At 67.9% G+C, this 24,287-nt stretch carries 20 protein-coding genes and 4 pseudogenes; 10 read left to right on the top strand and 14 right to left on the bottom strand.

Annotation, left to right across the window (positions count from 1 at the left end):
• Positions 1-3 precede the first annotated feature (3 nt).
• Complete coding sequence (locus ACFYVL_RS42925) at positions 4-642, top strand: hypothetical protein (protein ID WP_389255303.1); 639 nt, start codon at positions 4-6, stop codon at positions 640-642.
• A gap of 313 nt (positions 643-955) precedes the next feature.
• On the opposite strand, the pseudogene ACFYVL_RS42930 reads toward ACFYVL_RS42925, so the two are convergent.
• Positions 956-1,093 (bottom strand): annotated as a pseudogene (locus ACFYVL_RS42930) (site-specific integrase); the annotation flags it as partial.
• 139 nt (positions 1,094-1,232) lie between these two features.
• On the opposite strand from ACFYVL_RS42930, the pseudogene ACFYVL_RS42935 reads away from it, so the two are divergent.
• The 3 genes and pseudogenes from ACFYVL_RS42935 to ACFYVL_RS42945 form a co-directional block, all read left to right on the top strand.
• Positions 1,233-1,730 (top strand): annotated as a pseudogene (locus ACFYVL_RS42935) (transposase); the annotation flags it as partial.
• An 88-nt stretch (positions 1,731-1,818) separates the two neighbouring features.
• Positions 1,819-2,133, top strand: coding sequence for a transposase family protein (locus tag ACFYVL_RS42940; RefSeq protein WP_389255305.1), 315 nt, complete (start codon positions 1,819-1,821; stop codon positions 2,131-2,133).
• Entirely contained in the window at positions 2,130-2,786 is a 657-nt protein-coding gene (locus ACFYVL_RS42945) for a transposase (RefSeq protein ID WP_389255307.1), read from the top strand. Before ACFYVL_RS42940 ends, ACFYVL_RS42945 begins: the two co-directional genes overlap by 4 nt.
• 1 nt (position 2,787) lies before the next feature.
• Here the strand turns inward: ACFYVL_RS42945 and ACFYVL_RS42950 are convergent, their stop codons facing one another.
• From ACFYVL_RS42950 to ACFYVL_RS42980, 7 genes and pseudogenes are all read right to left on the bottom strand, one after another.
• Positions 2,788-4,521, bottom strand: coding sequence for an IS1182 family transposase (locus ACFYVL_RS42950; RefSeq protein WP_389255309.1), 1,734 nt, complete (start codon positions 4,519-4,521; stop codon positions 2,788-2,790).
• A gap of 23 nt (positions 4,522-4,544) precedes the next feature.
• Positions 4,545-5,401, bottom strand: a pseudogene (locus tag ACFYVL_RS42955) (IS481 family transposase); the annotation flags it as partial.
• A gap of 375 nt (positions 5,402-5,776) precedes the next feature.
• Positions 5,777-6,541 (bottom strand): endonuclease VII domain-containing protein, encoded by a 765-nt coding sequence (locus ACFYVL_RS42960; protein WP_389255311.1) that lies wholly within the window; start codon positions 6,539-6,541, stop codon positions 5,777-5,779.
• A gap of 200 nt (positions 6,542-6,741) precedes the next feature.
• Positions 6,742-7,965: a pentapeptide repeat-containing protein gene (locus tag ACFYVL_RS42965; RefSeq protein ID WP_389255313.1), complete on the bottom strand. Its 1,224-nt coding sequence runs from the start codon at positions 7,963-7,965 to the stop codon at positions 6,742-6,744.
• Positions 7,966-8,278: 313 nt separating this feature from the next.
• Entirely contained in the window at positions 8,279-8,671 is a 393-nt protein-coding gene (locus ACFYVL_RS42970) for a DUF6221 family protein (RefSeq protein ID WP_389255315.1), read from the bottom strand.
• A gap of 246 nt (positions 8,672-8,917) precedes the next feature.
• Positions 8,918-9,055 (bottom strand): annotated as a pseudogene (locus ACFYVL_RS42975) (IS110 family transposase); the annotation flags it as partial.
• Between the two features lie 10 nt (positions 9,056-9,065).
• Positions 9,066-9,883 (bottom strand): IS5 family transposase gene (locus tag ACFYVL_RS42980; protein ID WP_389255317.1). Its coding sequence is split into 2 segments (ribosomal slippage): positions 9,066-9,541 and positions 9,541-9,883, totalling 819 coding nucleotides; the frame shifts between segments, so codons are not numbered across the junction.
• Between the two features lie 53 nt (positions 9,884-9,936).
• Here ACFYVL_RS42980 and ACFYVL_RS42985 point away from each other — a divergent pair.
• Both ACFYVL_RS42985 and ACFYVL_RS42990 read left to right on the top strand, forming a co-directional pair.
• Complete coding sequence (locus ACFYVL_RS42985) at positions 9,937-10,473, top strand: hypothetical protein (protein ID WP_389255319.1); 537 nt, start codon at positions 9,937-9,939, stop codon at positions 10,471-10,473.
• Between the two features lie 256 nt (positions 10,474-10,729).
• A complete protein-coding gene (locus tag ACFYVL_RS42990) occupies positions 10,730-10,882 on the top strand; it encodes a hypothetical protein (RefSeq protein ID WP_389255321.1) in 153 nt (50 codons plus the stop codon).
• On the opposite strand, the gene ACFYVL_RS42995 is transcribed toward ACFYVL_RS42990, so the two are convergent.
• Positions 10,869-11,204 carry a hypothetical protein gene (locus tag ACFYVL_RS42995; RefSeq protein ID WP_389255323.1) on the bottom strand — a complete coding sequence of 112 codons (336 nt, stop codon included), beginning with the start codon at positions 11,202-11,204 and terminating at the stop codon, positions 10,869-10,871. The genes ACFYVL_RS42990 and ACFYVL_RS42995 overlap by 14 nt on opposite strands.
• A gap of 165 nt (positions 11,205-11,369) precedes the next feature.
• Here ACFYVL_RS42995 and ACFYVL_RS43000 point away from each other — a divergent pair, with 165 nt between their 5' ends.
• On the top strand, positions 11,370-11,822 hold the full coding sequence (locus ACFYVL_RS43000; protein WP_389255325.1) for a hypothetical protein: 453 nt from the start codon (positions 11,370-11,372) through the stop codon (positions 11,820-11,822).
• Positions 11,823-12,793: 971 nt separating this feature from the next.
• Here ACFYVL_RS43000 and ACFYVL_RS43005 read toward each other — a convergent pair.
• A complete protein-coding gene (locus ACFYVL_RS43005; RefSeq protein WP_389255327.1) occupies positions 12,794-13,282 on the bottom strand; it encodes a hypothetical protein in 489 nt (162 codons plus the stop codon).
• Between the two features lie 204 nt (positions 13,283-13,486).
• Between ACFYVL_RS43005 and ACFYVL_RS43010 the strand changes: the two genes are divergently transcribed.
• On the top strand, positions 13,487-14,134 hold the full coding sequence (locus tag ACFYVL_RS43010; RefSeq protein ID WP_389255329.1) for a DUF6518 family protein: 648 nt from the start codon (positions 13,487-13,489) through the stop codon (positions 14,132-14,134).
• A gap of 447 nt (positions 14,135-14,581) precedes the next feature.
• Here the strand turns inward: ACFYVL_RS43010 and ACFYVL_RS43015 are convergent, their stop codons facing one another.
• Positions 14,582-14,974, bottom strand: coding sequence for a VOC family protein (locus tag ACFYVL_RS43015; protein WP_389255331.1), 393 nt, complete (start codon positions 14,972-14,974; stop codon positions 14,582-14,584).
• A gap of 405 nt (positions 14,975-15,379) precedes the next feature.
• Here ACFYVL_RS43015 and ACFYVL_RS43020 point away from each other — a divergent pair, with 405 nt between their 5' ends.
• Positions 15,380-15,742, top strand: coding sequence for a CU044_2847 family protein (locus ACFYVL_RS43020; protein WP_389255333.1), 363 nt, complete (start codon positions 15,380-15,382; stop codon positions 15,740-15,742).
• Positions 15,743-15,826: 84 nt separating this feature from the next.
• Positions 15,827-19,939 carry a trypsin-like peptidase domain-containing protein gene (locus ACFYVL_RS43025; RefSeq protein WP_389255335.1) on the top strand — a complete coding sequence of 1,371 codons (4,113 nt, stop codon included), beginning with the start codon at positions 15,827-15,829 and terminating at the stop codon, positions 19,937-19,939.
• A 401-nt stretch (positions 19,940-20,340) separates the two neighbouring features.
• Here the strand turns inward: ACFYVL_RS43025 and ACFYVL_RS43030 are convergent, their stop codons facing one another.
• The 3 genes from ACFYVL_RS43030 to ACFYVL_RS43040 form a co-directional block, all read right to left on the bottom strand.
• On the bottom strand, positions 20,341-20,619 hold the full coding sequence (locus ACFYVL_RS43030) for a hypothetical protein (RefSeq protein ID WP_389255337.1): 279 nt from the start codon (positions 20,617-20,619) through the stop codon (positions 20,341-20,343).
• A 9-nt stretch (positions 20,620-20,628) separates the two neighbouring features.
• The gene (locus ACFYVL_RS43035) at positions 20,629-20,814 is read right to left on the bottom strand and encodes a hypothetical protein (protein ID WP_389255339.1); all 186 of its coding nucleotides are present in this window, start codon (positions 20,812-20,814) and stop codon (positions 20,629-20,631) included.
• A 295-nt stretch (positions 20,815-21,109) separates the two neighbouring features.
• Positions 21,110-23,683, bottom strand: coding sequence for a Helicase associated domain protein (locus ACFYVL_RS43040; protein ID WP_389255341.1), 2,574 nt, complete (start codon positions 23,681-23,683; stop codon positions 21,110-21,112).
• Positions 23,684-24,287 lie beyond the last annotated feature (604 nt).

Below are 24,287 nucleotides of genomic sequence, written 5' to 3' on the forward strand. Positions count from 1 at the left end.
GAGATGGGATTTCTCGAAGACATCGAAGTCGTCCGTATGGAGTGCGCACGGCTGACCCCACGCCAACGTCTGGCCGTCACAGCGCTCTGTGCGACCAAGGTGCGATCGGTATCCATGGCGTTCCTTCACGATTCAGGAGAAGGGGACTCCTTCTACCAGATTAACAACGGACTGGATGCGGTGTGGCTAGACCTTCGCGGTATCCGGCTGGTCTCGGCGTCGGACCTCATGCGGGTCCGAGACGAGGCAGAGCACTGGATCACTCGCCTGGAGGACGTCGGGGGAGAGGCAGCCGGCTTCGCAGCGGATGCAATCTCCGTATCGGTATCCGCAATGTCAAGCTTCCTTGAGGAAGATCCAGAGGCCGCAGTGAACTCGGCGCTCTCGATCGCCGAAATCCGTTCGGAGATCGCCGAATTTCTGGCGGAACGCCAGAGCGCCGAAGGTGAGTACTTCCTGAAGGGTGACGAGGCCGGGGAAGCATCCCTAGGCGAAACCAAGAGCGATGTGGAGTTCCTCGGGGAGTTTCCCGCTGACGAGTTTCCCGCGACTCGGTTTATGCGTCGAGCTGGGGCTGTGAACCTTGCTCTCGCAGAGCAGATGAAGTCGGTGCTGAAGGTGGATCGGTTGCGTCTGCCCTGAGAGGTTCTGTCGGACTGATCCTTGACACCCACTGGCGCTGCTGCAACTGGCGCCGGGGGGGTGCCGGGTCGGCTGGAGGGCGAGGTGCAGCCTCGTTGCCCGGAGCGACGCAAACCATATTGGTAGCAGTCGCAAATTTGAAGCCCCGTCAGGTATGTCCTGGCGGGGCTTCTGCGTGGGGTGACGGCAGTAGTTGACGGCAACGTCAGCGGACGAGGGCGGGGCAGGGAGGCGGTTCGCCGCCGTTACCGTTGGTCATCTTGGTGGTCTCCGGGCTGCCGAGTGCGGTGCTGAGGGTGTCGATGGCGTTGCACTGGCGGGCTTCGTCGGCGGTGAGCGGTTCGAAGCGTCGGGGTCGTGGGGTGCCGGTGCGGACGTTGCGGGCGACGTTGCGCGGGATCTCCTCCTCGCGCACGGCGTGCTCCAGGGCGGGCTTGAGCACGGAGTGGACGGGGAGTGTCCAATAGACGGCGGATCCGATGATCAAGGAGACGCCTGAAGTGAGCGAGACCATCACCGAGCACGAGGCCGGGCAGGAGCCGGTCGTCGAGCCGGTCGCGGAGGCCGTGTCGGACGAGCAGTTGATCGCGATGCTGGTCGACCGCGCCCGGACGGACGGGCTGCAGTTGACCGGCGAGGGCGGGCTGCTGCAGCAGCTGACCAAGCGGGTTCTGGAGTCTGCCCTGGAGGGCGAGATCACCGATCACGTCGGCTATGACAAGCACGACGCGGCAGGACGGAACAGCGGCAACTCACGGAACGGCACTCGGTCGAAGAGGTGCGATGTCGGGCCGGTCGAGGTGAAGGTGCCCCGCGACACCGCCGGCACGTTCGAGCCGCAGCTCGTAAAGAAGCGGCAGCGCCGGTTGACCGGGGTCGACGAGATGGTGCTGTCGCTGTCCGCGAAGGGCCTCACGCACGGGGAGATATCGGCGCATCTCGCCGAGGTGTACGGGGCGGAGGTGTCCAAGCAGACCATCTCCACGATCACCGATGCGGTGATGGAGGGCATGGCTGAATGGCAGGCCCGCCCACTCGATCGCGTCTATCCGGTGGTCTTCGTGGACGCCATCAACGTGAAGATTCGGGTTCTGTCGACGATCTTGTGATCCGGACGGTTGAGCGGCTGGTGCTGACTGTTCGCGATCATGCATCGCGTGCTCTCGTGATGTGGTCTTGGAGTTGTTCCCGCACCTGTCCGCGCTGCTGGTCGAGGAGGTCGATCGGCGGGCGGATGAGGTGGTGTTGCGGACGCGGGTACGGGCGGCAACCGGTTCCTGCCGGTGCGGGCAGAGCTCGGCCCGGGTGCACGGCCGGTATGTACGCAAGCTGCGTGATGCCGCCGTGGGCGGTCTCGGCGTTGTGATCGAGTTATGTGTGCGCCGTTTCCGCTGCGAGAACCCCGCCTGCGCGGCGGTGACATTCGCTGAACAGGTCGCGGGGTTAACCGGCCCGCACAGCCGCTACACCCCGCTGATGCAGGGCTGTTGACGCAGATCGGACTGGCCCTGGCCGGCCGGGCCGGCGCACGCCTGGCCGCCACGGGCGGCCTCCCCGTGGGCAAGGACACCCTGCTGCAACTGGTCAGGGCCCTGCCTGAGCCGGACATCGGCAAGGTCGAGATCCTCGGCGTCGACGACTTCGCCTTCCGCAAGGGACGCCACTACGGCACCGTGCTGATCGACATGGCCACCCACCGTCCGTTGCACCTCTACGACGGACGCGAGGGCGAGGATCTGGCCGCCTGGCTCCGTGATCACCCCGAGGTGAAGGTGATCTGCCGGGACCGCTCCAGCGGCTACGGGGAGGGCGCCCGGAGCGGGGCACCGCAGGCCGAGCAGGTCGCAGATCGCTATCACCTGTGGGCCAATCTGGGCCAGGCGGTCGAGAAGACCGTGAACGCCCACCGCTCGCGCCTGGCCGAGCAGTCGACCGTGCCCGCCGGAACACCCGACGCGCCGGAGGCCGAGCCCGCAGTGGTCCAGCCGCAGCAGGAGCTGAAGATCGTGACTCGGCTGCGTGAACAGCATGCCGCCGCTCACGAACTGTGGTCACAGGGGATGTCGAAGGCCGCGATCGGCCGGATGTCGGCGTACTCGCCTATGTGGCTCTGGCAAGCGGATGCTGTTGGTGATCTTGGCTGACTCAGCTGCCGGGCGAGTGTGTGGTGTTCTGGCAGAGGCGTTGGAACAGGGTGAGCGGTCGTGCGGGCGTAGGTGGTGCGGTGCCCGGCGGGAAGCATTCGCTGAGGCGGACGATGTTGGTGCCGGCGGCGGTGAGAACGTGCTGGACATGGACCTTCGCCAGTCCGCGGTAGCGGCAGTGGCGCAGGCCGTGGGCGTGGACGGTTTCGGAGACGGTGGCCTCGCAGCCTGCTCGCATCGCGTAACGGGCCCGCCAGGCAGGGGTTTCCTGTTCGGCGCGGGCCTGGTTCTGGATTTCCTGCAGTGCGCGGGGCATCAAGATCAGGTGGCGGCCCTTGCCGTCGATGTTGCCTGTGCAGGAGAGTCGGTCGCTGCAGGCCCGGCAGGCGGCGCGGGGGAAGAGCACCGAGTGGCCGGGCTGGCCGTCCAGCCGGGTCGCCTTCCAGGGCGGACTGGTCACGCCCCGCGGGCAGGTCGCGGTGCGATGCTCCCAGTCGATGTGGAAGTCCTGCTTGTCGAAGCCGGGACGGCGCTGGCGGGGAGAGATCAACCGGACCGGGCCAAGCAGGGTGACGCTGTAGGCAGTGGCGGCCCTCAGGATCGTCGACGGGGTGACATATCCGGAGTCGACCAGGTGCTCTGAAGGCAGCAGTCGGTGCTGGGCGAGTGCGCGGTGGATCGGCTCCACCATGGAAACGTCCTGCTCAGGGGCCGTCTGGGTGGCCACGTGGACGATGACGTTCGGCCCCTCGGCGTCGCAGGTCTCCGTCTGATGATCTTTGTAGCCGATCCAGGCTGCCTTGCCGGGGCGGTGGGCGAAGCGTGCCTCGGCATCATGCGGGGTGACGATCTCCATGCTGGACCAGGGCACCCGCGCCGAACCGATGCCTGGGCTGCCCTCGCCCGGGCCGTCGGAACGGTGCGGAGCACTACGGCGGCTGAGGCGGTCGTGGCTGTCTTTGGGGCCACGCCAGCTCAACTGCCCGTCCGCGTCGCAGAAGTACTGCTGGACCCACACCTGCCGCAGCACTTGGACCTGAGGCAATGTGCGCAGCCGGAGCGGGGCGTCGTCCTGGTAGACCGAGCGGAGCAGCCGCATGCCGTCCTCGCCGACCTGCAGCACATACGCGGCCAGTTCCTCCTTCGCCCGGGGCAGCCGGTCATAGCGGACCGGGCGCCCATAACGTGCCGCCCACCCCACGGTGACCAGGGGCGCCAGCCAGCCCTCGTCCGCCGCGGCGAGCTCTTCGAGCGCGGCCCGCAGCGTCTCGGTGACCAGCTCCACCCGGTTCAACTTCCGCACCGCAGCCAGCACATGGGTGGAATCCGTACGCATCCGTCCGTGCCGCTTGACCAGGCCCGCCGCCACCAGGTGGTCGACCATCACGGCAAGTAGCCGGTCCGCCCGGTCGCCCTGGGCCATCCGGTCACGGAACTCGCTGAGTACCGAATGGTCGAACCCGGGATCGTCCAGCTCGAGACCCAGACAATATTTCCAATCGAGCCTGCACCGAACCGCCTCGGCGGCCTGCCGGTCGCTCAGGTTCTCCGCGTACTGCAGCACCGAGACCATCGCCAGGCAGGCCGGCGACAGACCCCGTCGCCCGTCGGCCGGGTACCAGTCGGCAAAGTCCTCGTCCGCGAACAGCTCATCCAGCCGGTCACGCACCCACATCGCCGCTGTGCCCCGCGGGTTGCTCGCCCGCGCCACCCGCACCGTCAACGGCGGAATCACCCGCCCTGATGCTGATCCCATCGCCATCGCGGCCTCCCCATTGACCGCTCGAGACGAGTACGCCGACACCTGTGGTAGGCCCACTCCTCCAGCAGGGTGCGGTGGAAGCGTTCGACCTTGCCGTTGGTCTGCGGCCGCGAGGGCCTGGTCCAGCGGGGGCTGATGCCCAGGTCGCGGCAGGCGTCGCGCCAGGTGTTCTTGCTATAAGCCCAGGCGTTGTCGGTCAGGGCCCGCTCGATACGGGTGCCCAGGGACGCGAACCAGGCCGTGGCTCGGATGAGGAAGCCGGCGCAGGTCGGGGCGGCCTCGTCGGGCAGGTCTCGGTGTAGGCGATCCGGCTGTGGTTGTCGAGGGCGGTATGCAGGTAGGCGTATCCGGCGCCGTTGCGGCGGTCCTTGTGCGGGCTGCCAGCTGCCCGGCCGAGGACTTTATGGCCGCCGCCGTCGGGGATCCGGCCCAGCTTCTTGACGTCTATGTGGACCAGTTCGCCGGGTCGGGCGCGTTCGTAGCGCCGGACAGGTTCGCCGGTGGCCCGGTCCAGGACGGCCAGGGGTGGCTGGCCGTGTCGGGTAAGGATGCGGTGGGCGGTCGAGGCCGCGATGTGGCACCGGACAGCCAGCCGCAGCGGGCCGATGCGGTGTTCGCGCCGCAGGCGGAGGACTTCCGTCCCGATCTCGGCCGGCGTTCGTCGGGGCTGGTGGTGGGGCCGGCTGGAGCGGTCACTCATTCCGGCGACGCCGAGCTGCCGGTAGCGGGCGGCGGCGGTGTGGCTGACCTGGAAACGTTCCGCTGCCCGGCGCAGCGGCCAGCCGTCGTCGACGACACAGCGGGCCAGGCGAAGACGCCCGGTCTCGGTCAGCGGGGCATTACGGTGGGGCACGAGGGCCTCCTCGGATCGGTGCAGATGTCGCAATCCACACCGAACCCGGAGGCCCTCACCCATTCGAGAACCCAGCACGCGTGTCACCAACGTCCCCGAACAACACAGCGCTTACTTCCAGTCTGATTAAGGATCAGACTGGAAGCGACGACGTGAGTGGCCCCCGGATGCTGCAACCCGGCACTCGGGCCGGGCAGGTGAGACACTGTGAACCTCACTGGCCCACCCTTTTATGCAGATCCGCGCAACAATCGGATAGACGGAAAAGCGGGGCAATTCCCACGGCTCCTACGTCGGCCAGGGGTCATTGCGCGAGGTTGGAAGCGCAAGAAGAGAACCGTCCTGACATTGAGACTGGAGCGGCTCCCAACGTCATCAACGCTGCGGTCGGTGGCTAAGAAGGTAATTAATCCCCGCCTTTAGTATCACGGGGTCATCCTGGGCATAGCCCAGCATCCCGTTGCAGGGCTGGCACAGGATGCCGCGTACACATTTGCCACACGAACGCCCGCCCTGGGGGCAGCACGAGTGGTCGTGGTCGATAGATAGCTCTCTGCCACTAGCGCAGATTTCCTTCCGGCATATCGCGCAGGCTCCACCCTGTGTCTCCAATAGTTCCGCAAACTGTTGGTAGGTGATGCCATATCGCCAGCAGATGACGCAGCGGTTACACATGGACCGGAGGCCATCATCTCCTGGCGTCTGCTTCGCTCGCTTGTGAAACTCGGTCGGAGGGAGCCAACGAAGGCACTTGCTGCATATCCGCTCGCCGCGCTCGTTGTAGCGCTCACGCATAGGGATTATGCGGCTCTTCACCTGTAGGGGCGCAGACATCGAGACGCCCTTCGCTTTTCTCTGCAAGTGTAGGCTGCAGAGGCCCTTCGCTCTAGCACGGTTAGCGCATCCCTTGATGGCGCAGAAAGGCATGCGCTCAGAGCGGTCTTTCTCATAACACCCGCTGCACAAGCCGCGGGCCTTAGCGGGCCGGCTGCAACCGTTAGAGCACTTTGGCTTTGACTCTGTCGTCACATCCATGATCGCGCTTGACCCTTTTCCTAGGCTATCGAAATCTGAATCCGGCTTCTTCGTCTGCGGTCTCGCCTGCTGACGACTGCATGCTCGGATGACGGGGCGGCGCATGAGACTGCCTGTCTCACCCTCGGCCAGCTAGGTACTGCGAATTCAGCCCTTATGAGCAGGAGACAAGAGGAAAGAGAGCTGCAACATCCGGGGGCAGCCCTGTGCAGTGTCAGGCAGGTGGCGTACTGGTGCCCCCAACCTCCTAGGCCTGTGGATAGTCCGAGACGTCGGACAACAGGGGCTTCAGATAATGCTCAGCTTCACACCGAGCCACGCGGCCACCGCCATCGCATTCGCTGGGTGAGCCGCAGGGACGGCGGGGCTGGCGGGGGCCAGGGAGTCACGACATTCTCTGGCGTGTGTGTGTCTTCAAAGGAGAGTCGACCACCCTTTATCTCGGCCTCCGTGAGCGAGACAGCCCCAGAAACAAAGTATGCGTCGTTGAACAGGACAGACGTTCCGGTCAGGCTTACGTCAAAACCGACGGACGATCCGGAAAAGTCTGCACCTATGAAGCTCAGAAATCCCCCTCGCAACTCGGCTGCCGAGAACCAAACGTCACCTCCTGCAAATTTTGCTCCAAGCCAAACTGGACCTCCGAAGTTAAGCTGCCCTTCATCATCAATGATGCAGCTCCCGAACGTCACCCGACTGCCGCCGAAGAACGCTGCGCCAAAGCTGACTTCGCCTGCTCTGAATTCGGCAAAAATAAAAGATATGATGCCGCTCTCGAAGTGGGCGCCAGTAAACAGGACCTGCGCTCCATTAAAAATAGCAGGCGGATCTTCACCACTCCCAAAGTTCACGGTTGCGCCACTGAAACGAGCATGATCGAAGGAAACGGTTCCACCGATGAAATGGCAACCCGAAAAATTGACCTCTCCTGATGTAAAGTGAGATCCGGAAAACGATCCGCCATCGAATGTTGCGCCGCTGAAGTCCAAGTCAAACCCGCACCATGCCGTCTCCTCTTCCGGATCTTGCAAGTGCTCTGCGATTACTTTGATGGCAGTGAATCGCACTTCCCGTTCACCGGGTCGCGCTTCCCTCGGATTGTAGGGCATGCGTATATAGGCGCATAGTAGGCGGCAAATGGTCTGACGCTGACTACTGTCATCATCGGCCAATTTTGAGAGAGCATATATTCCGGCGAGCCTGACTGCTGCGCTTTCGTGTCCAAGTTGCTCGGCGGCGGCTTGGTAGCGAGACCCTAGGCTCTCGGAATCTTCCCTGTGGCTTGTGGCCTCTTCTATCTTTTGTTTCCGATACGCGTAGACAATCGCAAAGACTCCAGCCAAGAGTCCTGCCGCCGTCACAGTGCTTCTCGTTAGATCGAAGAGTCTATCTTTTGGCAGAGATGCGCTTTTCTGGGGCCAAAAGCCAATGTGTGCTCCCGTCAGTTCGGCAAGTCCGACGAAAATGGCCCAAGCCGCCGCCGCCGCCGTTGCAAAGGAAAGGGTTAGCGCAAGGGGAAAGCTGGGCATTCGTGGAGTATGCCTTCCGGCATCCCGCCTCATTGCTCTTCTTCTGGGGCGCCGAATCTTCCTCAGCTTATGGCGAAGGGGCTGCATAAGCGAGGATCTTACCGAACAGTGGTCGGGGACCGGGCAACTTTGCCCACTCCCCGGCGTGAAGCCCTAAGGGCTGTCCCGTACCTCCAGATACCGCATGTCAATGTCCGTTTCGACACGCTTGACCCGGCTTCAGTTGAGGCCACGAGTCGGGGCGGAACCGGACAAGCCGATCTGTCTGCGGTGACCTACTGACCTCCGTCCTGAGTTACGGAACAGCCCATAGTCAGCGGGTGCTGAGCTTGTCCCCACCGGGCTCGTTCTCGTGCACGTACTCGATCAACCCCCACTCCGGGTCGTAATCGGGGTGGTCGGCGTATGCCCAAACGAGTCTCTCGATCACCGGACTACGGAGGAGCTCGGGAACAGCAGCGATCAAGTGCACGGCCCCCTTCTTCAAGGTGGGTAGGCTCCTGGCGTCCGCTTCCGCCTTCAATGCCGTCCCAAAGTTGCCCTCCACCCACGCCACGAGCTGGCGCTTGGCCTCGACGTCGGCGAGGACGCGGGCCTGCAACGTTTTCAGGTCCTGGCTCTTTCCGGGCTTCACTGCGCGAGCAGCCTTCTCGTCCTCGCGAAGCCGGGCCTTGAGGAACTGCATCGCGCCGTCGAAATTTCTCATCGCCTTGCCCCCTTTGTTGGTGCGCTGATGGGTCATCATCCACCAGGCTGGTCGGTCCGCGTCGCTCCATGGCCCGCAGCGCCACTCGCGAGGACCTTGCCACGATGCGCCGCCGCATCTCCGCGAGCATCTCAGGTGAGACGGCTGGGGACGCCGAGGAATCCTGAGCCGGCCGCCGCTCCACCGTTTTCTCGACGAGAGTCTTCGGGGGGGTGCCTCTATGTCTTTCGTCAAGTATGTCTTTCGTCAAGCGAGGCGTGGGGGTCGGTGTTCGTAGAAGGTGCCGTCGCGGAGCATTGCGAAGAGCACGCTGATGCGGTGCCGGGCGAGGCGGAGGAGGGCCTGGGTGTGCGTCTTTCCTCTGGCCCGGCATTTGTCGTAGTAAGACGGTGTCCTATGTGGTGAGTCGGACGAGTCGTTTGTGGCAGCACAGGGCAGCGGCGAGGCCAAGAAAGGCGAGGTAGTTGGCGGGTTGGCGTTCGTAGCGTGGGCTGAGTCGGCGGTAGCCGGTCAGCCAGGACATGGTGCGTTCGATCACCCACCTGCGGCGTCCCAGTCGTTCGCTGGTCTCGATGCCCTTGCGGGCGATGCGGACGCCGATGTGTTTGCCCCATAACCATTTCCGCAGGTGGGGTACGTCGTATGCCTTGTCCGCGTGCAAGCGGGCGGGTTTGAAGTAGCGGCCGCGGTGGGGGTCGTGTCTCGTTTGGAGGCCGGCGATCATGGGCTTCAGGGCGAGGCTGTCGTGGACGTTCGCGGCGGAGAGGCCGACGACCAGGGGCAGTCCGTTCGCGTCCGACAGGACGTGCATCTTGGAACCCGGCTTGCCCCGGTCCACGGGGCTCGGGCCTGTGTGCTTGCCCCCTTTTTAGCCCGCACGTGCGCGGAGTCCAGCACGACACGGGAGACGTCGACGAGGCCGGCGTCGTCGAGGCGGTGCACCACCGCTTCGTGGAGGCGGCCCCAGACACCGGCTCTCGACCAGATCATGAACCGGCGGTGCACCGTCGACTTCGACACCCCGAAACACGGCGGCAGAGCCCGCCACGAACACCCGCTGACCAGCACATAGACGATCGCCGCGAACAACGTCTCATCAGGTGTGTCCTGCGTCCCGCCGCCCTGCGGCCGCACCTTCGACGGCGGGATGAGAGGCCTCACTATCTCCCACAGCCCGTCCGGAACAATCCAACTCCACGTTCCCTGCCCCATGTTGGAAGCCCTACCCAACCTCACCACATAGGACACCGTCTTAGACTCCCACGGTGATCGAGATCCTCGAGAATTTGGACCTCCTGTCCCGGCCGAACCTCGACCTCGCCAGTGCCGAGGTGAACGGCATCGCCCTGGGGGCGCCGGCTGTCACCGTTCCGCGGCAACGCATTGTGGGCGGCCTGTCCTCCGTCATCGCCCGGTATCGCGGTGGGACCGATATCGCAAACGAGTACTACGCAGCTGACGGACGGAGTCTGACGCTGGACGAGGTCGTCGAAGACGTTGTCCGGTCGGACGGATTCCTCTACGGCGCCGACAAGATCAACTACAAAGTGTGCGCCGGAGCGGTGGTCGGCTTCGCGATCAGCGGCCCGTATCTGTCCCACTTCGCGCACTTGGCCTCGTACGAGGAGTTCCTGACTGTCTTCGGCCAGCCTGACCGAATACACGAGAATGAGGCGTACGGCGACGTCCTGAGCTACGAGACCTACTACTGGGGTGCTCGGAAGCATGTGAGCTGGGACGCCTGGGAGGACCGGGTGAGCTTTATCAACCTGGGCGACTTCGAGGGGAACAGCTGCCCCTGACCGGCCCCGACTGAGCGGTGCAGTTGGCCCGACGGCCCCAACTGCACCGCTCAGTCACACCACCGCGAGGGGGCGGTCGGCAGGGCGCGGGCCCTGCCGCCATGTGCCCGGCCCTCGCCCCGCCTCAGCTGCGGTCCGCGAATTCAACACCCTTCAACACCCCCTCCCACCGTTCCGCCGCACCAGCCAAGGGAGTTGGCTGATCAGGTCAAGGACCCCGCGGTCAACACCCGGTCATGGTGAGGAGCCTCTGCTTGTGGACGGTCAGCTAGATCTCCGGACAGCGTTGATGCTCGTCATCGGTGCCGCTGTCATGTACATGTCCCTGAACCACCCCCGCGTCGGTACCGCCCTCCTGGTCGGCATCGGCACCGTGACGCTGCTCCACCTCCTCCTCAAGGACCGGTGACCTCCCTGGGATCCGGGCCCGCTCCGTGGTCGTGGGGAACGGTCGGGCAGGGCGTGCGCGGGCCGGGCAGGGACGGCGGGCCGGGCGGTGGGGTGTCGAGGTGGTGGCGCAGGCGGGCGGCGGCGAGGCGGGCCGGGCCCAGGATGCGCCGGGCATCCGGATCGAGCCGGGCGAGCGCGTCCAGGACGGCGTCCAGGCCGTCGAGGGCATCAAGAGCGCCGTCCTGGAGGGGCCAGCCGGTGGGCACGGTGTCGGCGAGGGCGCGGGCGGTGTTCGCGAGAAGGCCGGCGAGCACGGGCACGGGGCCGGTGGCGTCCGCCACACGCGCAGCGGTGCATGGTGTCGTCATAACTGGCCAACGACCCACCCCCTTGCGGGGGTCGGCGGCAGGTGCGTGTGATCGGTCACCCTCACGGGCCACCACCCCGCCTGAGGGGCCTGGTCACACCCGCCGGGCGCAGCGTGCGCACCCTGGCAGGATCAGCGCATGTTCTCGCTGTTCCGCCGCACCCACGTACCGGCCCCTGCCCCCACCAGCCCCGCCCCCCTGATGGTGGCCGACGCTGCGGTGGCGGAACGCGCGGACCGCATCCGTGCCGCCTGGACAGAAGCAGGCGGGGACCTGAGCCGTCTCACCCCGGCCCCGGCCTGGCTGGAGGCCGCCCGTACCGGAACCCCGGTCCTCCTCAGCGACGACGACCGCCAGCAGGTGCTCGGGCACCTCGGGACGAGCCCCTTCTCCCTTGCCTCGGACACCGCGTGCGAGGCGGTAGTGCGCGAGATCGAACTCCACGGGCTGTGGCGTGATCTGCGCGCGGAGGGTATCGAGGCGGTCGTGTGCGGCCCGGTCGACTCGCCCGAGTTCCTGCGCGAGGTGCTGGCATCCGCCCGCGCCGACAACGTCAAGGAGTGGTTCGCCCTGCGGGAGCGGGCGGCCTGAACACTGCCGTGGCGCGGACCTGCCCGGCACGTACGGCAGCGGGTAGGGGCAGGGCCCGCGCTCTCGGGGGGACCGGAAGAGTACGGGCCCTGCTGCCATGAGCGCGTCGCGGTGTGCGCGCGTGGGGCCGGCGGACCGGCTTGGCCCCTTCATGGCTTTCTGAGCAGCGTCCTGCTGCGGCCGGGTCGTGTCGACCCCTGTGGGCGGGCGGGGTGTGTGGGGCCCGTACCCCCGGGTGAGGTGGCCGGCCGGGGGTACGGGTCCTGCTGCCATGTGCGTCCTGCCGCGCACCGGGGCCGTCATGCGCTGGGCGGCCCCGTCATGGTCTGTGGAGGAGTGTGCGGGGCCGGACAAGTCCTGTCGATCCGCCGCACGGGTGAGTGAGGAAACCGGGGGCAGGGTCGGTGGCGGGGCACCGTGCGGATGGTGGCCGCCCGGAGGGCCCCCGGTGCGTGCACAATGCGCCGGAGGCCCTCGTGTGGGGGCCGGTGCTCTGGGGACCGTCCCGTTCCTGAAACGGCCGTGCCTGGTCGGCGGTTACGGCCCGCGGAAGGGCTGTGCGAGGTGAGGTGCCGTTGTCACCCGTACGCACTGGGGCGCAGCTGCCGCCGGAGACGGGGCGGGGCGGGAGCGGCCCGGTGGTACTGCTTCCCCAGAGCGCTCTGGGCACCGGGCCTGACCCGCACACCCCTGTCGGTACGGACTGCCGGGCATCCTATAGTGATCATGCTCATGTCGGGTTGCCTTGGAGTGCGGTGAGGCGGGCGAGGCGATCCCCCGGCTGCGCGAGAGCCCGGCGTCCTGGGGAAGTTTGGTACCAAGTGCACCTGGCGGGGTGGTAGTTGAGCGTGCCGGGCCCGCACGTGAGAAAGCGGGCGCCGGATCCCGGTGAAAGGCTCCGCCCCGGCCTGGCGCCTGGGTGGGCCGGGCCCGCCAGCTCGGGCAGCGCCGCGCCCGGCGCCAGGGGTTCGTCAGTCCAGGCTCCGGCTGAGCGCGGTCAGCAGGGTCCGCTCGCGCACCCCGGGGCCGTCGAGGCCGTCGATGAAGTCGTCGATCAGCGCGAGCGCGCACGTCATCGCGCGGGGCTCGCTGGCACTGACCGGTCCGGCCTGCTCGCGCCAGGCGAATGGATCACGGCCCTCGAACGCGACGGTTACCGCCTGGGCCACCATCGGCAGGTCGGCCGGGAGCACACCGTCGTCCTCCCACTGGCTCAGTTTGGTGAGGAGGACGTCGGTGAACCGGTCGGTGAAGTCGTCCCGTTCCGCGCTGATCTGCGCCAGGGCACCACCGAGGAGGAACACCGTTCCCTGGAACAACTGGTGCGCACCGTAGAGATCCCGGGCCATGGCGATACGCTCCCGCAGCACAGGGCATTCGCCGTTGTCCGAGCGCAGGACAGCGACCTCATCCCACGCGGCCTGCACCGCGCCCACCTCCAGAGGCTCGCTCGTCGTCATGCGGTGCAGCGTAGATCCGCCGCCACGCCGGTCTGAGGGGATTCACGGGCAGGGGACCCGAATGAGGTACCGGCGTACACGGTTGCGTGCCTCCCGCCCCTTGCAGAACAGCGAAGTGGAACGGGCCATGGCCGCCGCGCATCTTTAACAACTGCACCACGAGGTGTGAGCCGTGCAGTCCTGGATTGAGAAGTGAGCACCGCCATGAGCGCGTCCCCTGCCACCGCCACCGCGCCCAGCACGGGCGGAAGAACCTGGGCCTTGGCGTCGGTATCGGCCCTGGCCGGAGGCATCCTCCTCGGCATCCTGACCAACCTGGCCCAGGGCTGGCTTCCCGGCGCGGCGAATCAGATCGCCAACTCCGGTGCGGTCTGGTCCATCGCCGCGTTCGCTGCCGGGGCGCTGCTGGCCCGGAAGGTCAGCCTGCCCGCGGCCGCCGTTGCGGGCCTGCTCGCCGAGTCCGGCCTCGTCGTCGGCTACTACGGCTACGCGGAGTTCGGGCGCGACGGGATGGGCTCGCTGTTCGCCCCCCTGGTCTGGGTCGGCATGGCATGCGTCGCGGGCCCCCTCTTCGGCGTGGCGGGCGCCTGGTGGCGGGGCAGCAGTTCGCGCCGCCGCGTCGTCGGTCTTGCCGCTCTGGCCGGGGTGTTCGGCATGGAAGGCATCCACTACGCCTGGGGCCTGCAGTACCCCACCGAGGCATGGAGCTGCTTCACCGTGCTGGTGCTCGTGCCGCTCCTCCTGAGCCGCACCCACAAGGAACGCGCGCTGACCCTCCTGACCGCCCTCCCCTTCTCCCTTTTCGCCTACCTCGTCGTCTACCAGCTGCTCCTGATGCCGCTCCTGGGCTGAGAGCGCACCGGCGAGGGCGAGCGGCTCCCGGGAACCGTTCTTGACCTCCCGCACACGACCCGGGCGCCGGCGGTGAACCACGGCCGGCGGGCACACCCGCAGCCCGTTGCGCGCGCGGCCAGGGCCCCGACGTTCCTCCCGCGGCAGAACGCCGACGCAGGCGGGCAAGGGCCACCCCGGGGGCGGTGCGGGGTGGTGGCCGAGGCCCGCGACGGGGCAGGATGTTCCGCACCAAGTGTGCGTGGAGGGACGGCCGTTTGGGGCGGTCGGCCCGCGCGGGCCCCGTCGACCGGGGCACGCACCACGCACCGCAGAGCCCGGCGGGACCCACCACCCCCTCGCCGGGCTCTGCTGTGGGGGTCTGGATCAGGGAGGGACTCGGTTCCGCCCCTGGCGGTGGCCCCAAGAGGCCCCGCGCCGACTCTCCATCTGACCAGCATCGGATCGCTAGGAGGTCTCCTTGTGGACGGCTTCGATGTTGTTGCCGTCCGGGTCGCTGACGAACGCACAGTAGGCGCGGTACTGGCTCCACGAGCGGGGCACGTGCCGAGAGACGCCTCCGGCCGCTACCGCAGCCGCGTGGAACGCGTCCACCGCATCCCGGCTGACCGCCGTGAACGCGATGTGCACCCCCGTCGTGGCGGCAGCCTCGTCCAGTGAGCGTTCCAGGGACAACGACGGTGTGTCCTGCTGTGGTCTCCAGTACTCGGCGACACCGTCGGCCCGATGGCCGACGCCGATCCCCAGCGCTTCCAGCGCAGAGGTGTAGAACCGTTCGCTGGCCTCGAAGTCCGAGGCGAACACCCCGAGATGATGGACAAAGGACGTCGTTGTCTCCATGGGGGCCGAGCCTACGGAACAGCAAATCGAGCGACACGCTCCGACGCTCGCCACCATCCCGGTGAACCTTCCCGGTCAGAGCACCAGCGGATGCGGGGCGCCTGGTGGCGGAGGCACATGGTGCGATGCTGATGCGGCCTCGGCGCCGGAGCGGGGGTCACGGGTGCGTCCATGAACGCAGTCCCCGTACCTTCTTGACCGTGTGCACCGATACCCCGACCGATCGGTGAAGTCCTGCAGTCCCAGCGGGGGAGCCTGCCGCATCCTGCCCGTCTGAATCGATCGCCCCCACGGAGACTCCGTAGGGGTCCTTCTTACTGGCCCGCGTGTGTGGAACCTGCTTGATGAGCGTCGTAGTCCGCTGGGATGCTTGAGGCTCACGATGCTTACGAGGAGGACGAGTTGATGCCTGGGTATGTGTGGCTGCCGTTGGAGGGTGGCGGGACGATCCTGCTGGAGGAGCCGGGGCAGGAGGTGTCGCCGAACGGAGGGCCGGTGAAGGCCGGGCGGATTGGTGACGCGGTGCGTGAGCTGCCGCGGACGTTGCAGGAGTCGCTTGTTCCGGTGCGGGACACGGCGCGTGCGGTGCTGGAGTCGCTGCGTGAGGCGGGTTCGCAGTCGGTGGAGGTGGAGTTCGGGGTGAATCTGTCGGCGAAGGCCGGGGCGGTCATCACCACGGGCGAGGCAGCCGTGCACCTGAAAGTCCGAGTGGTGTGGGAAGGCAGCCGATCCGGGCCCGCGGGTGCTCCTGACGCCGGTCGTGCGTGAGGCGTGAACGGCAGCTTAGGAACCCCGGATCGCGACGGTGACGATCTCCGGGATGAGGCGGGGACGCTCGGGACGGTCTTCCAGGTGCTGGGGGCGGACGGCCGCGCGGTGGGGGCGGGTTTCCTGGTCGGCCGGGACACCGCGTTCACCTGTGCGCACGTGGTCCGTGCCGCCGGGCAGGAACCGGGCGGACGCGTCGAGATCGCATTCCCCGGACTCCCGGGCACACCATCGGCGACGGGCCAGGTGCTCACGGAAGGGTGGCGGGACCCGGAGGCGCAGGACATCGCCGTGCTGCGTCTGACGGGACTGCCGCAGCGGGCGGGCGGGCTGCCGGTGGGAGTGGCGGCCGGGTGCCGGGGGCACCGGGTGTTCTCGTTCGGGTTTCCCGCCCAGGCCCTGGGCGGCGGTCACTTCGGCTACGCCACGGCCGCGGACCTGCTGGGCGGGCAGGACGAGACGGGGCCACTGCTGCAGCTGTCGGAGGCCAACGGCCTGACGACCGGGTTCAGCGGGGCGCCGGTGGTGGACGAGATGACCGGGCTGGTGGTCGGCATGGTCACCGCGGTCGTCTCCCCCGACACCCACCTCAAGGGCCTGGACATCGCCTACGCCACCCCCGCGGAAGTACTGCGGGAGGCATGGCCCCGGCTCGCGGAGCGTCAGGTGTGCCCGTACCGAGGGCTGGAGCCCTTCGGAGCGCAGCACGCGCAGTGGTTCCACGGCCGTGAGCGGGCGGTGGAGAAGGTCCTGGCAGCCTTCGCCGGGAACCGGCGGCTGCTGATGCTGCTCGGGCCGTCCGGTGCGGGAAAGTCGTCCCTCGTCAACGCCGGAGTGCTGCCCGCCCTGGCCGACGGGGCCATCCCCGGCAGTGACCGCTGGCTGCCCCTGGTGACCCGCCCCGGCCGGGGCCTCCTGGCACAACTGGAGGAGAGCGGGCTCCCCGGCGCCACGGACGGAAGCCTTGTCGATGCGGCCGAGGCCCGGCTGGCGGCCGAGCCCGAACACGACCGGCTGCTGCTGGTCATCGACCAGTTCGAAGAACTCCTCACCCAACCCACCCCCACCCCTCACCTCGGGGAGGACCACAGGCACGGGGGCGACGGGCGGATACGGGCCGTCCAGGAGCTTGCGGCGCTGGCCGCCTCTCCCGTACCGGTCACCCTGTTGCTGATCACGCGCAACGACTTCTACGCGCCCCTGGCCGAACTCGCCCCCGACCTCATCGACGCCGCCTCCCCGGGAATGTGCAACATCCCCGGGACACTGGGCCGCCCGGAGCTGGAGGCCATCGTCACCCGGCCCGCCCAGACCGTGGGCCTGCCGTGGGAACCGGGACTGCCAGAGCGGATCGTCAACGACGTCCTGGACGCCGACCCCACCACCCGGCAGGCGCCGGCCGTCCTGCTCCCCGCACTCGAACTGGCCCTGCGCCAGCTGTGGCTGCGCCGACGGCGCGAGGACGGCCGCCTGACCCACGCCGCCTACGACAAGATCGGCGGAGTTACCGGCAGCATGACCGCCTGGTGCAACCAGGCCCTTGCCCAACTGCCCCACGACCACCGCACCACCGCCCAACATGTCCTGACCGCGCTGGTACGGCCCGCCGACACCGAACACGGCACCCCCGCCACCCGCCAGCTCATCCCCCTCACCCAGCTCCGGGAACTGACCGCCGACCCCCGGCCCGCCCAGGCAGGTGGCATCAGCTCCGACAGCGGCTTCGACGCCGTACTGGCCGCCCTGACCGGCTACCGCATCATCACCACCAACACCATCACCCACCCGAGCCTGGCCCCGGGCCCGCAGGCTCCTGGCGAGGCGACCGCAGAACTCATCCACGACGCCCTCCTGCGCGACTGGACCGACCTGCGCGACTGGGTCGCCCAGGACCACCAGTTCCAGGTCTGGCTGCAACGCACCCGCGAACAACACGCCCTTCACACACGCAGCGGCCTGCCCGACGACCTCCTGAAAGGCTCCCTGCTCGCCGAAGGCAACGAATGGGCCACCCACCGCGCCCTCACACCCCAGATCACCGCACTCCTCCACGCCAGCAGACAACAACAACAGAAGGCCCTGCGCCGCACCCGACGCCTCAACACCATCCTCGGCACACTCCTGGCCCTCGCCCTCATTGCCACCGGCATCGCCTTCTACCAACAACGCGCAGCCACCAACGCAGAGCGCACCGCACAGTCCCGCCAACTCGCGGCCCTGTCCGCCACCCTCGCGGACAGCGACCTCGAACTGTCCTCCCTGCTTGCCGTCAAGGCGTGGAAGACCAGCCCTACCGCAGAAGCCGCCGCAGCCCTCTACGCAGCACCCGCGGCGACTCTCCTCCTCAGCCATCAAGTCGCGCATTCGCACGACATGGCATGGAGTTCAGACGGGACGAGGCTCGCCACCGCCGACATCAGCGGCACCGCACGCGTGTGGGACACAGAGACCGGGAAGGCCCTCACTCCCCTCGAAGGCGCCACCGACGCGGTGGGGTCGGTGGCGTTGAGTTCGGACGGGACGAGGCTCGCCACCGCCGACGTCAGCGGCACCGCACGCGTGTGGGACACAGAGACCGGGAAGCCCCTCACCACCCTCGAAGGCGACACCGACACGGTAGGTGAGGTGGCGTTGAGTTCGGATGGGAAAAGGCTCGCCACCAACGACGGTGGGACCGCACGCGTGTGGGACGTAAAGACCGGGAAGCCCCTCACCACCCTCGAAACCGTCACCGGCACGATGGAGTCGGTGGCGTTGAGTTCGGACGGGAAAAGGCTCGCCACCGGCGACGACGACCACACCGCACGCGTGTGGGACGTAAAGACCGGGAAGCCCCTCACCACCCTCACAGGACACACCGACACGGTGGGGTCGGTGGCGTTCAGTTCGGACGGGACGAGGCTCGCCACCGCCGACTACGGTGGCACCGCACGCGTGTGGGACGTAAAGACCGGGACGCCCCTCACCCCCCGCCTCGGTGGCTCCGGCACGATGGAGTCGGTGGCGTTGAGTTCGGACGGGAAAAGGCTCGCCACCGGCGACGACGACCACACCGCACGCGTGTGGGACGTAATGACCGGGAAGCCCCTCACCACCCTCACAGGACACACCGACACGGTGGCGTCGGTGGCGTTCAGTTCGGACGGGACGAGGCTCGTCACCGCCGACATCAGCGGCACCGCACGCGTGTGGGACGTAAAAACCAGGAAGCCCCTCACCGCCCTCGAAGGCGCCACCAGCAGGGTGGGGTTCGTGGCGTTGAGCTCGGACGGGACGAGGCTCGCCACCGCCGACATCAGCGGCACCGCACGCGTGTGGGACACCGAGACCGGGAAGCCCCTCACCGCCCTCGAAGGCGCCACCAGCAGGGTGGGGTTCGTGGCGTTGAGCTCGGACGGGACGAGGCTCGCCACCGCCGACTTCAACGGCACCGCACGCGTGTGGGACGTAAAGACCAGGAAGCCCCTCATCACCCTCACAGGCACCAACGACGCGGTGGGGTCGGTGGCGTTGAGTTCGGATGGGAGGAGGCTCGCCACCGGCGACTACAACGGCACCGCACGCGTGTGGGACGTAAAGACCGGGAAGCCCCTCACCCCCGGCCTCAGTGGCACCGACGCGGTGGGGTCGGTAGCGTTGAGTTCGGACGGGAGGAGGCTCGCCACCAACGACGGTGGCACCGCACGCGTGTGGGACGTGAAGACCGGGAAGCCCCTCACCCCCGGCCTCGGTGGCACCGACACGGTGAGGTCGGTGGCGTTGAGTTCGGACGGGAGGAGGCTCGCCACCGCCGACGACGGTGGCACCGCACGCGTGTGGGACGTGAAGACCGGGAAGTCCCTTACCCCCCTCGAAGGCGACACCAGCAGGGTGAGGTCGGTGGCGTTGAGTTCGGACGGGAGGATCCTCGCCACCGCCGACGACGGTGGCACCGCACGCGTGTGGGACACAGCGACCGGGAAGCCCCTCACCCCCCTCGAAGGCGACACCGGCAGGGTGGGGTTGGTGGCGTTGAGTTCGGACGGGAGGAGGCTCGCCACCAACGACGGTGGCACCGCACGCGTGTGGGACGTAGACCTTCGTGATGCGAAGAAAATCAGCCGTTCCATCTGCGCTGCCTTGAGCCGAAATTTTTCCGAGCACGAGGAAAGGCAGTATCTGCAGGAACACGACCTCGCCCCTGTCTGCGGTAGCTGACGCGGGCCTCCAAGACCGAAAGCCGCACCCTCCTTCGAATCTCGGTCGACGTCCTCGCCGGATCAGCTGGCCCGTAGGAGCGGAGGCACTCTCCCCAGGCGGGAAACGATCACTGGTCGAACGGGGAGTGGCCTTGGACAGCTATCTAAGCGCCCAGATGCCGCCCCGGCCGCCGCGAAACAGCCTGCCACGAAGCAGAAGCCGGGGAAGCCGCCCACGTGCGTCTGCACCTGGGTCGAGCTGATGCTCGGCGTTGTAGTGGCGGTGCCCCGGTGCGTTGCGGCACACCCGGAACCCTGCCACGGCCGACCACCGGACGCGGGAAGCCACGCCCGGCACTGCCCCGTCACCAGCCACCCTCTTTCCTCGCCCCCAGATCCCTCACCCTGAAGGACACCCGGTCACAGCACGTTGCCGACACCCCACACGGCACTGACGTCGTTGAGCCACCGGTCCGGGAGCTCCCCGTTCCACCACACGGCCAGCGTGTACCGGGAGCGCACTGCCACCAGGCGCTCCAGGACGATCAGGGATTCCGGGTGCGCGAGCAGTTCGCGCCGCCCGTGCTGCGCGGTGGCCGACTGCGGCCCGTACTCCGCGAACAGCCCTGCCAGCCGCTCCCGGTACTCCCGCACGAACTCCTCCAGCACCCCCGGGTATCCCGCACGTTCCGCAGGCAAGATCGCCGACTACACGAGGGGCAGGACGTCCTCGCCCATGCCGTCGCCGAACCGCGCGTGCACCGCGAACAACGCGTACGAACGCACCGCGACCGCCAGGACGGCGTCGGCACCGCCCTGCCGCACGTCCTCGGCCGCCCACTCCACCGGACCACTGCCGTACGCGTCCGGGCTCATCATGCTGCTGTCGGTCACTGGGAAGAACCTTCCTGGCCGCGAACGCCCGCCGCACTCTTCGGGGGCACCCGGCTGTCGTACCAGTCCCAGGCCCACCCGGTGTGCCGGGTCTGAGAGACATGGAACCCGCACCTGTAGCAGCGCGGCGGGTTGATCCGCTGCGGCACGAACCGGTGCGCAGAAGCCCGCCAGTCTCCCTCGGCCTGCGCATGGTCACTCCGGTGACGCCCGCACCCCTCGAAACCACACAGCCAGTACCCACTGCGGCCCGGCCCCTCCCGAAACCAGTGCGCGGTGATCAGCGCCTGCCTGCTCACTTCGACCTCCTGGCCGTGCCCGCCGACCACCGCATGCCCAACGCATCGAGTTGTGCCCGGCGTTCCGGGGTGAGCTTGTCCTCCCGCTTCCGGACGTTGTCGAGCCACGACCCCAACCGCACCCCCACAACGCCCTCAGCGCCGCTCTGAGCGCCCGCCGACCCGTCAGCCGACTCCAGGTGCTCCACGTGCTTCCTCGATACCACCAGGTGCCCCTCACGGGCGTGGAACGCCTTCGCCGCCGTCAGGTTGGTGGCCCACTTGTCATCCTGCGTCCGCTTCACCGGCCGCTCGCTCACATCAGCCGGCCCCAGCCCCAACGCAAGCTCCAACAGCCACTGCTGTGCGGGCTGCAAACGGTCCCAGCCCAACCGGCAGCCCTGGACCCACCGCCCCAGGTCCTCCCCCTGCACGACCAGTACACCGGCCTCCATGGGGAGCGTGCCGCCGTCCTTGAGGTGGTTCTGTACGAGCCGCAGGCACCGCTGCCACCCGGCATCCCATGCCGGGCACCACCCCGGGTCGATCGCGTCCAGCGCTTCCCGCCGCGTCCAGGACAGCCCACCGCCCGTCTCGTCGTCCGTGAGGTCAACACCCGCGTCCTCCAGCTCCTGGAGGCGGGCATCCGCGAGCCGCGCGGCCGTCCGCAGATTCTTCGCCCACGTCCCCACCGGATACCCGTCCCAGACAGCATTGGCCGGCGGGAGGAAGTGCCCGTGCTCAGCGGCCCAGTGCCGGGCGGCCACCAGGCCCTGCTCGAACGCCCGGTCCTGATGGGACCAGACGACCCCCAACCGTTCCAGCTCCCGCACCCGCTCCGGCTCCAGGGTCTTCGCCCCGTGGGCAACCCGCTGATTCCGCAGCCACGTCCCCAGGGGGAAGCCCGCGGGCGTCCAGTCGTCCGGGGTCACGAAGTCGTACGGCACCCGCAGCTCACGATCCTCCGCGACGTCCCGCACGTACCGGGCGGCAGCCGTGATGCCGCTGCGCCAGAACGCCGTCTCCGGGTACAGCACCCGCAGCGCCAGGAACCGCGCGACCTCGGCCGGGTCCCTGGGAGTGGAGAACTTCAGCAGCTCCCGCGCCGGTGCACTCGGACCCAGCGCCTCACCGCCGGGCTGCTCCTGGTCCACCTCGTCACCCGCCTCCGCAGGGGTCTCGGGTTCCCAACTCCCGCTGCGCACGCGGGGATCGGCCAAGGCTTCGACGGTGTCGGTGTCGTGGGCCCGGAGGGCTTGAAGCACCTTCCCGAGCGTTTCCGTGCCCGGGGAAACCACCATTTCCCCGGCTTCCTCGCCCGGCCCGATAAATACCGGCACCACCAACGAAGCGATTTTCCCCTCACCCGGCTGCATACGCAGGGCCCGGCCGACCATTTGCACAATGTCGACCATGGAACCGCGCGCATCACAAAAGGCGACGGAATCACAGCGGCTCAAATCGAGACCCTCACCCAGGATCTTCACCGAGCTGACCACCTTCAACATCGCCGGAGACACAGCATCGCCGTCGGCGGCCCGGCCCTTGGGCCGGGTGGTGACGTCCGACTCGAACTCGGTCAGCACTGCCCGCCGGTGGCCGGGCTTGTGCTCCCCGTACAGCCAGGAGGCCCACACCCGCTCCGGCGGGTGATACCGCTTGGGGTCCTCGCGGAACAGCCGTGCCGCGACCGCGGGGAGGCCTTCTGCCATGGCTTCGGCTTCCGCGACCCGGGAGTGGAACGCCAGCGTCTTCCGCAGGTTCTCGTCCGCGGCCGCCGTCACCAGACCCGCCTGGAGCGCGGCCAGCCGGGCCCCGCGCACGAGATCCGAACCGCGGTCGCCGGATGCCTGCGCGGCATGGAGCTCCGGATCACGGATGTCGACACAGATCACCTGGTACGGCGCGATCAGACCCCGCGAAATCGCCTGCGAGAGCGTCAACTTCCACGCCACCGGCCCGAACACAGACGAGTCCGGGGTCATGTTCGCGAGCAGCCGCGGCGCCTCCCGGCCGCCCCGCCGCGCGTCCTCGGCCGCTTCCCAGATGCGGGGGGTGGCGGTCATGTACAGCCGTCGCACGGCCGGGATCTTCGCCTGGTCGTGCACCGCAGCCCACGGCTTCGACGCATCACCACTGGTGCGATGGGCCTCGTCGACCACCATCAGGTCGAACGCCCCCATGCCCAGCTCATGGGCCCGCTGCACCGTGGTCGAGGCAGAAGCGTAAGTGCTGAACACCGTCACGGTGTCCTCGCCCCCGGCCCACGCCAGCAGCTCCGCCGGGTTGGTGGTGCAGGGGATGCCACCGGACTCCCAGGCTGCCAGCGAGCACGCCCCGACCATCGCTCCACCTCGACCGGCCCGCCGCCACTCAGCGGCCATCTGCGTCAGCAGATCCAGCGTCGGTACCAGGACCAGGACCCGGCGGGCATGCAGGCGTTGGGCGGTCACGGCCGCGATGCGCGTCTTCCCGGAACCGGTCGCAGCGATCACCTGGCAGCGCAGCCCGTCCTCCGGCACCGGAGAGCCGGCCGGAAGCTGAAGATGGCGCAGCGCGGCATCGACCGCCTCTTCCTGGTGCGGACGCAAAGTATCCCTTGGCATACGACAGAACCCTTTCCCGGTCGACTGATGCTCTTTTCCCGTGGCCCTGCGGCACACCGGCTGTATTCGCTACGGTTGATATCCCTGCACCACGCGCCGGTGAAAGCAGGTGACGCAACGGTCCAGATTTCTCGGCGCCCGGAGGGCCGAGAGGATGTCCATTTTCTGGAACCAAGGTAGCGCCCATGTCAAAGTGACGCACACGGATCCGGGGGGAGTGACAGGAAGTGTCCGAAACTGGTAGCGTCATGCCGTGAGACCGGAAGAGACAGCTCGGCTTCCTGTCCGGTCTGCGCAGGACATAGCCGGTCTACACCAACCCCGGGGTTGCCCCGCCCGCCCCTTCCTGCTGGATCCGACGCCCCGTCGACCGCCGCCGCTGCGCTTTTCAGGGGCGTGCGGAGCACGGCCCGTCGCTGGATCGCGGAGCGATCCGGCCTCCGGAGCCGAAGGCGCCGGCCCGGAGTGCGGCGAAGCCGTACACCGGGACTGCAGGGCCACGGAGTGGACCGGCAGCCCGTATCGCGGAGCGATACGGGAAAGAGCCGCGTAGCGGCTCCGCGTCGCGTCTGCGGAGCAGACCGCGCGC

Source organism: Streptomyces sp. NPDC004111 (genome assembly GCF_042874215.1).
GTDB lineage: Bacteria > Actinomycetota > Actinomycetes > Streptomycetales > Streptomycetaceae > Streptomyces.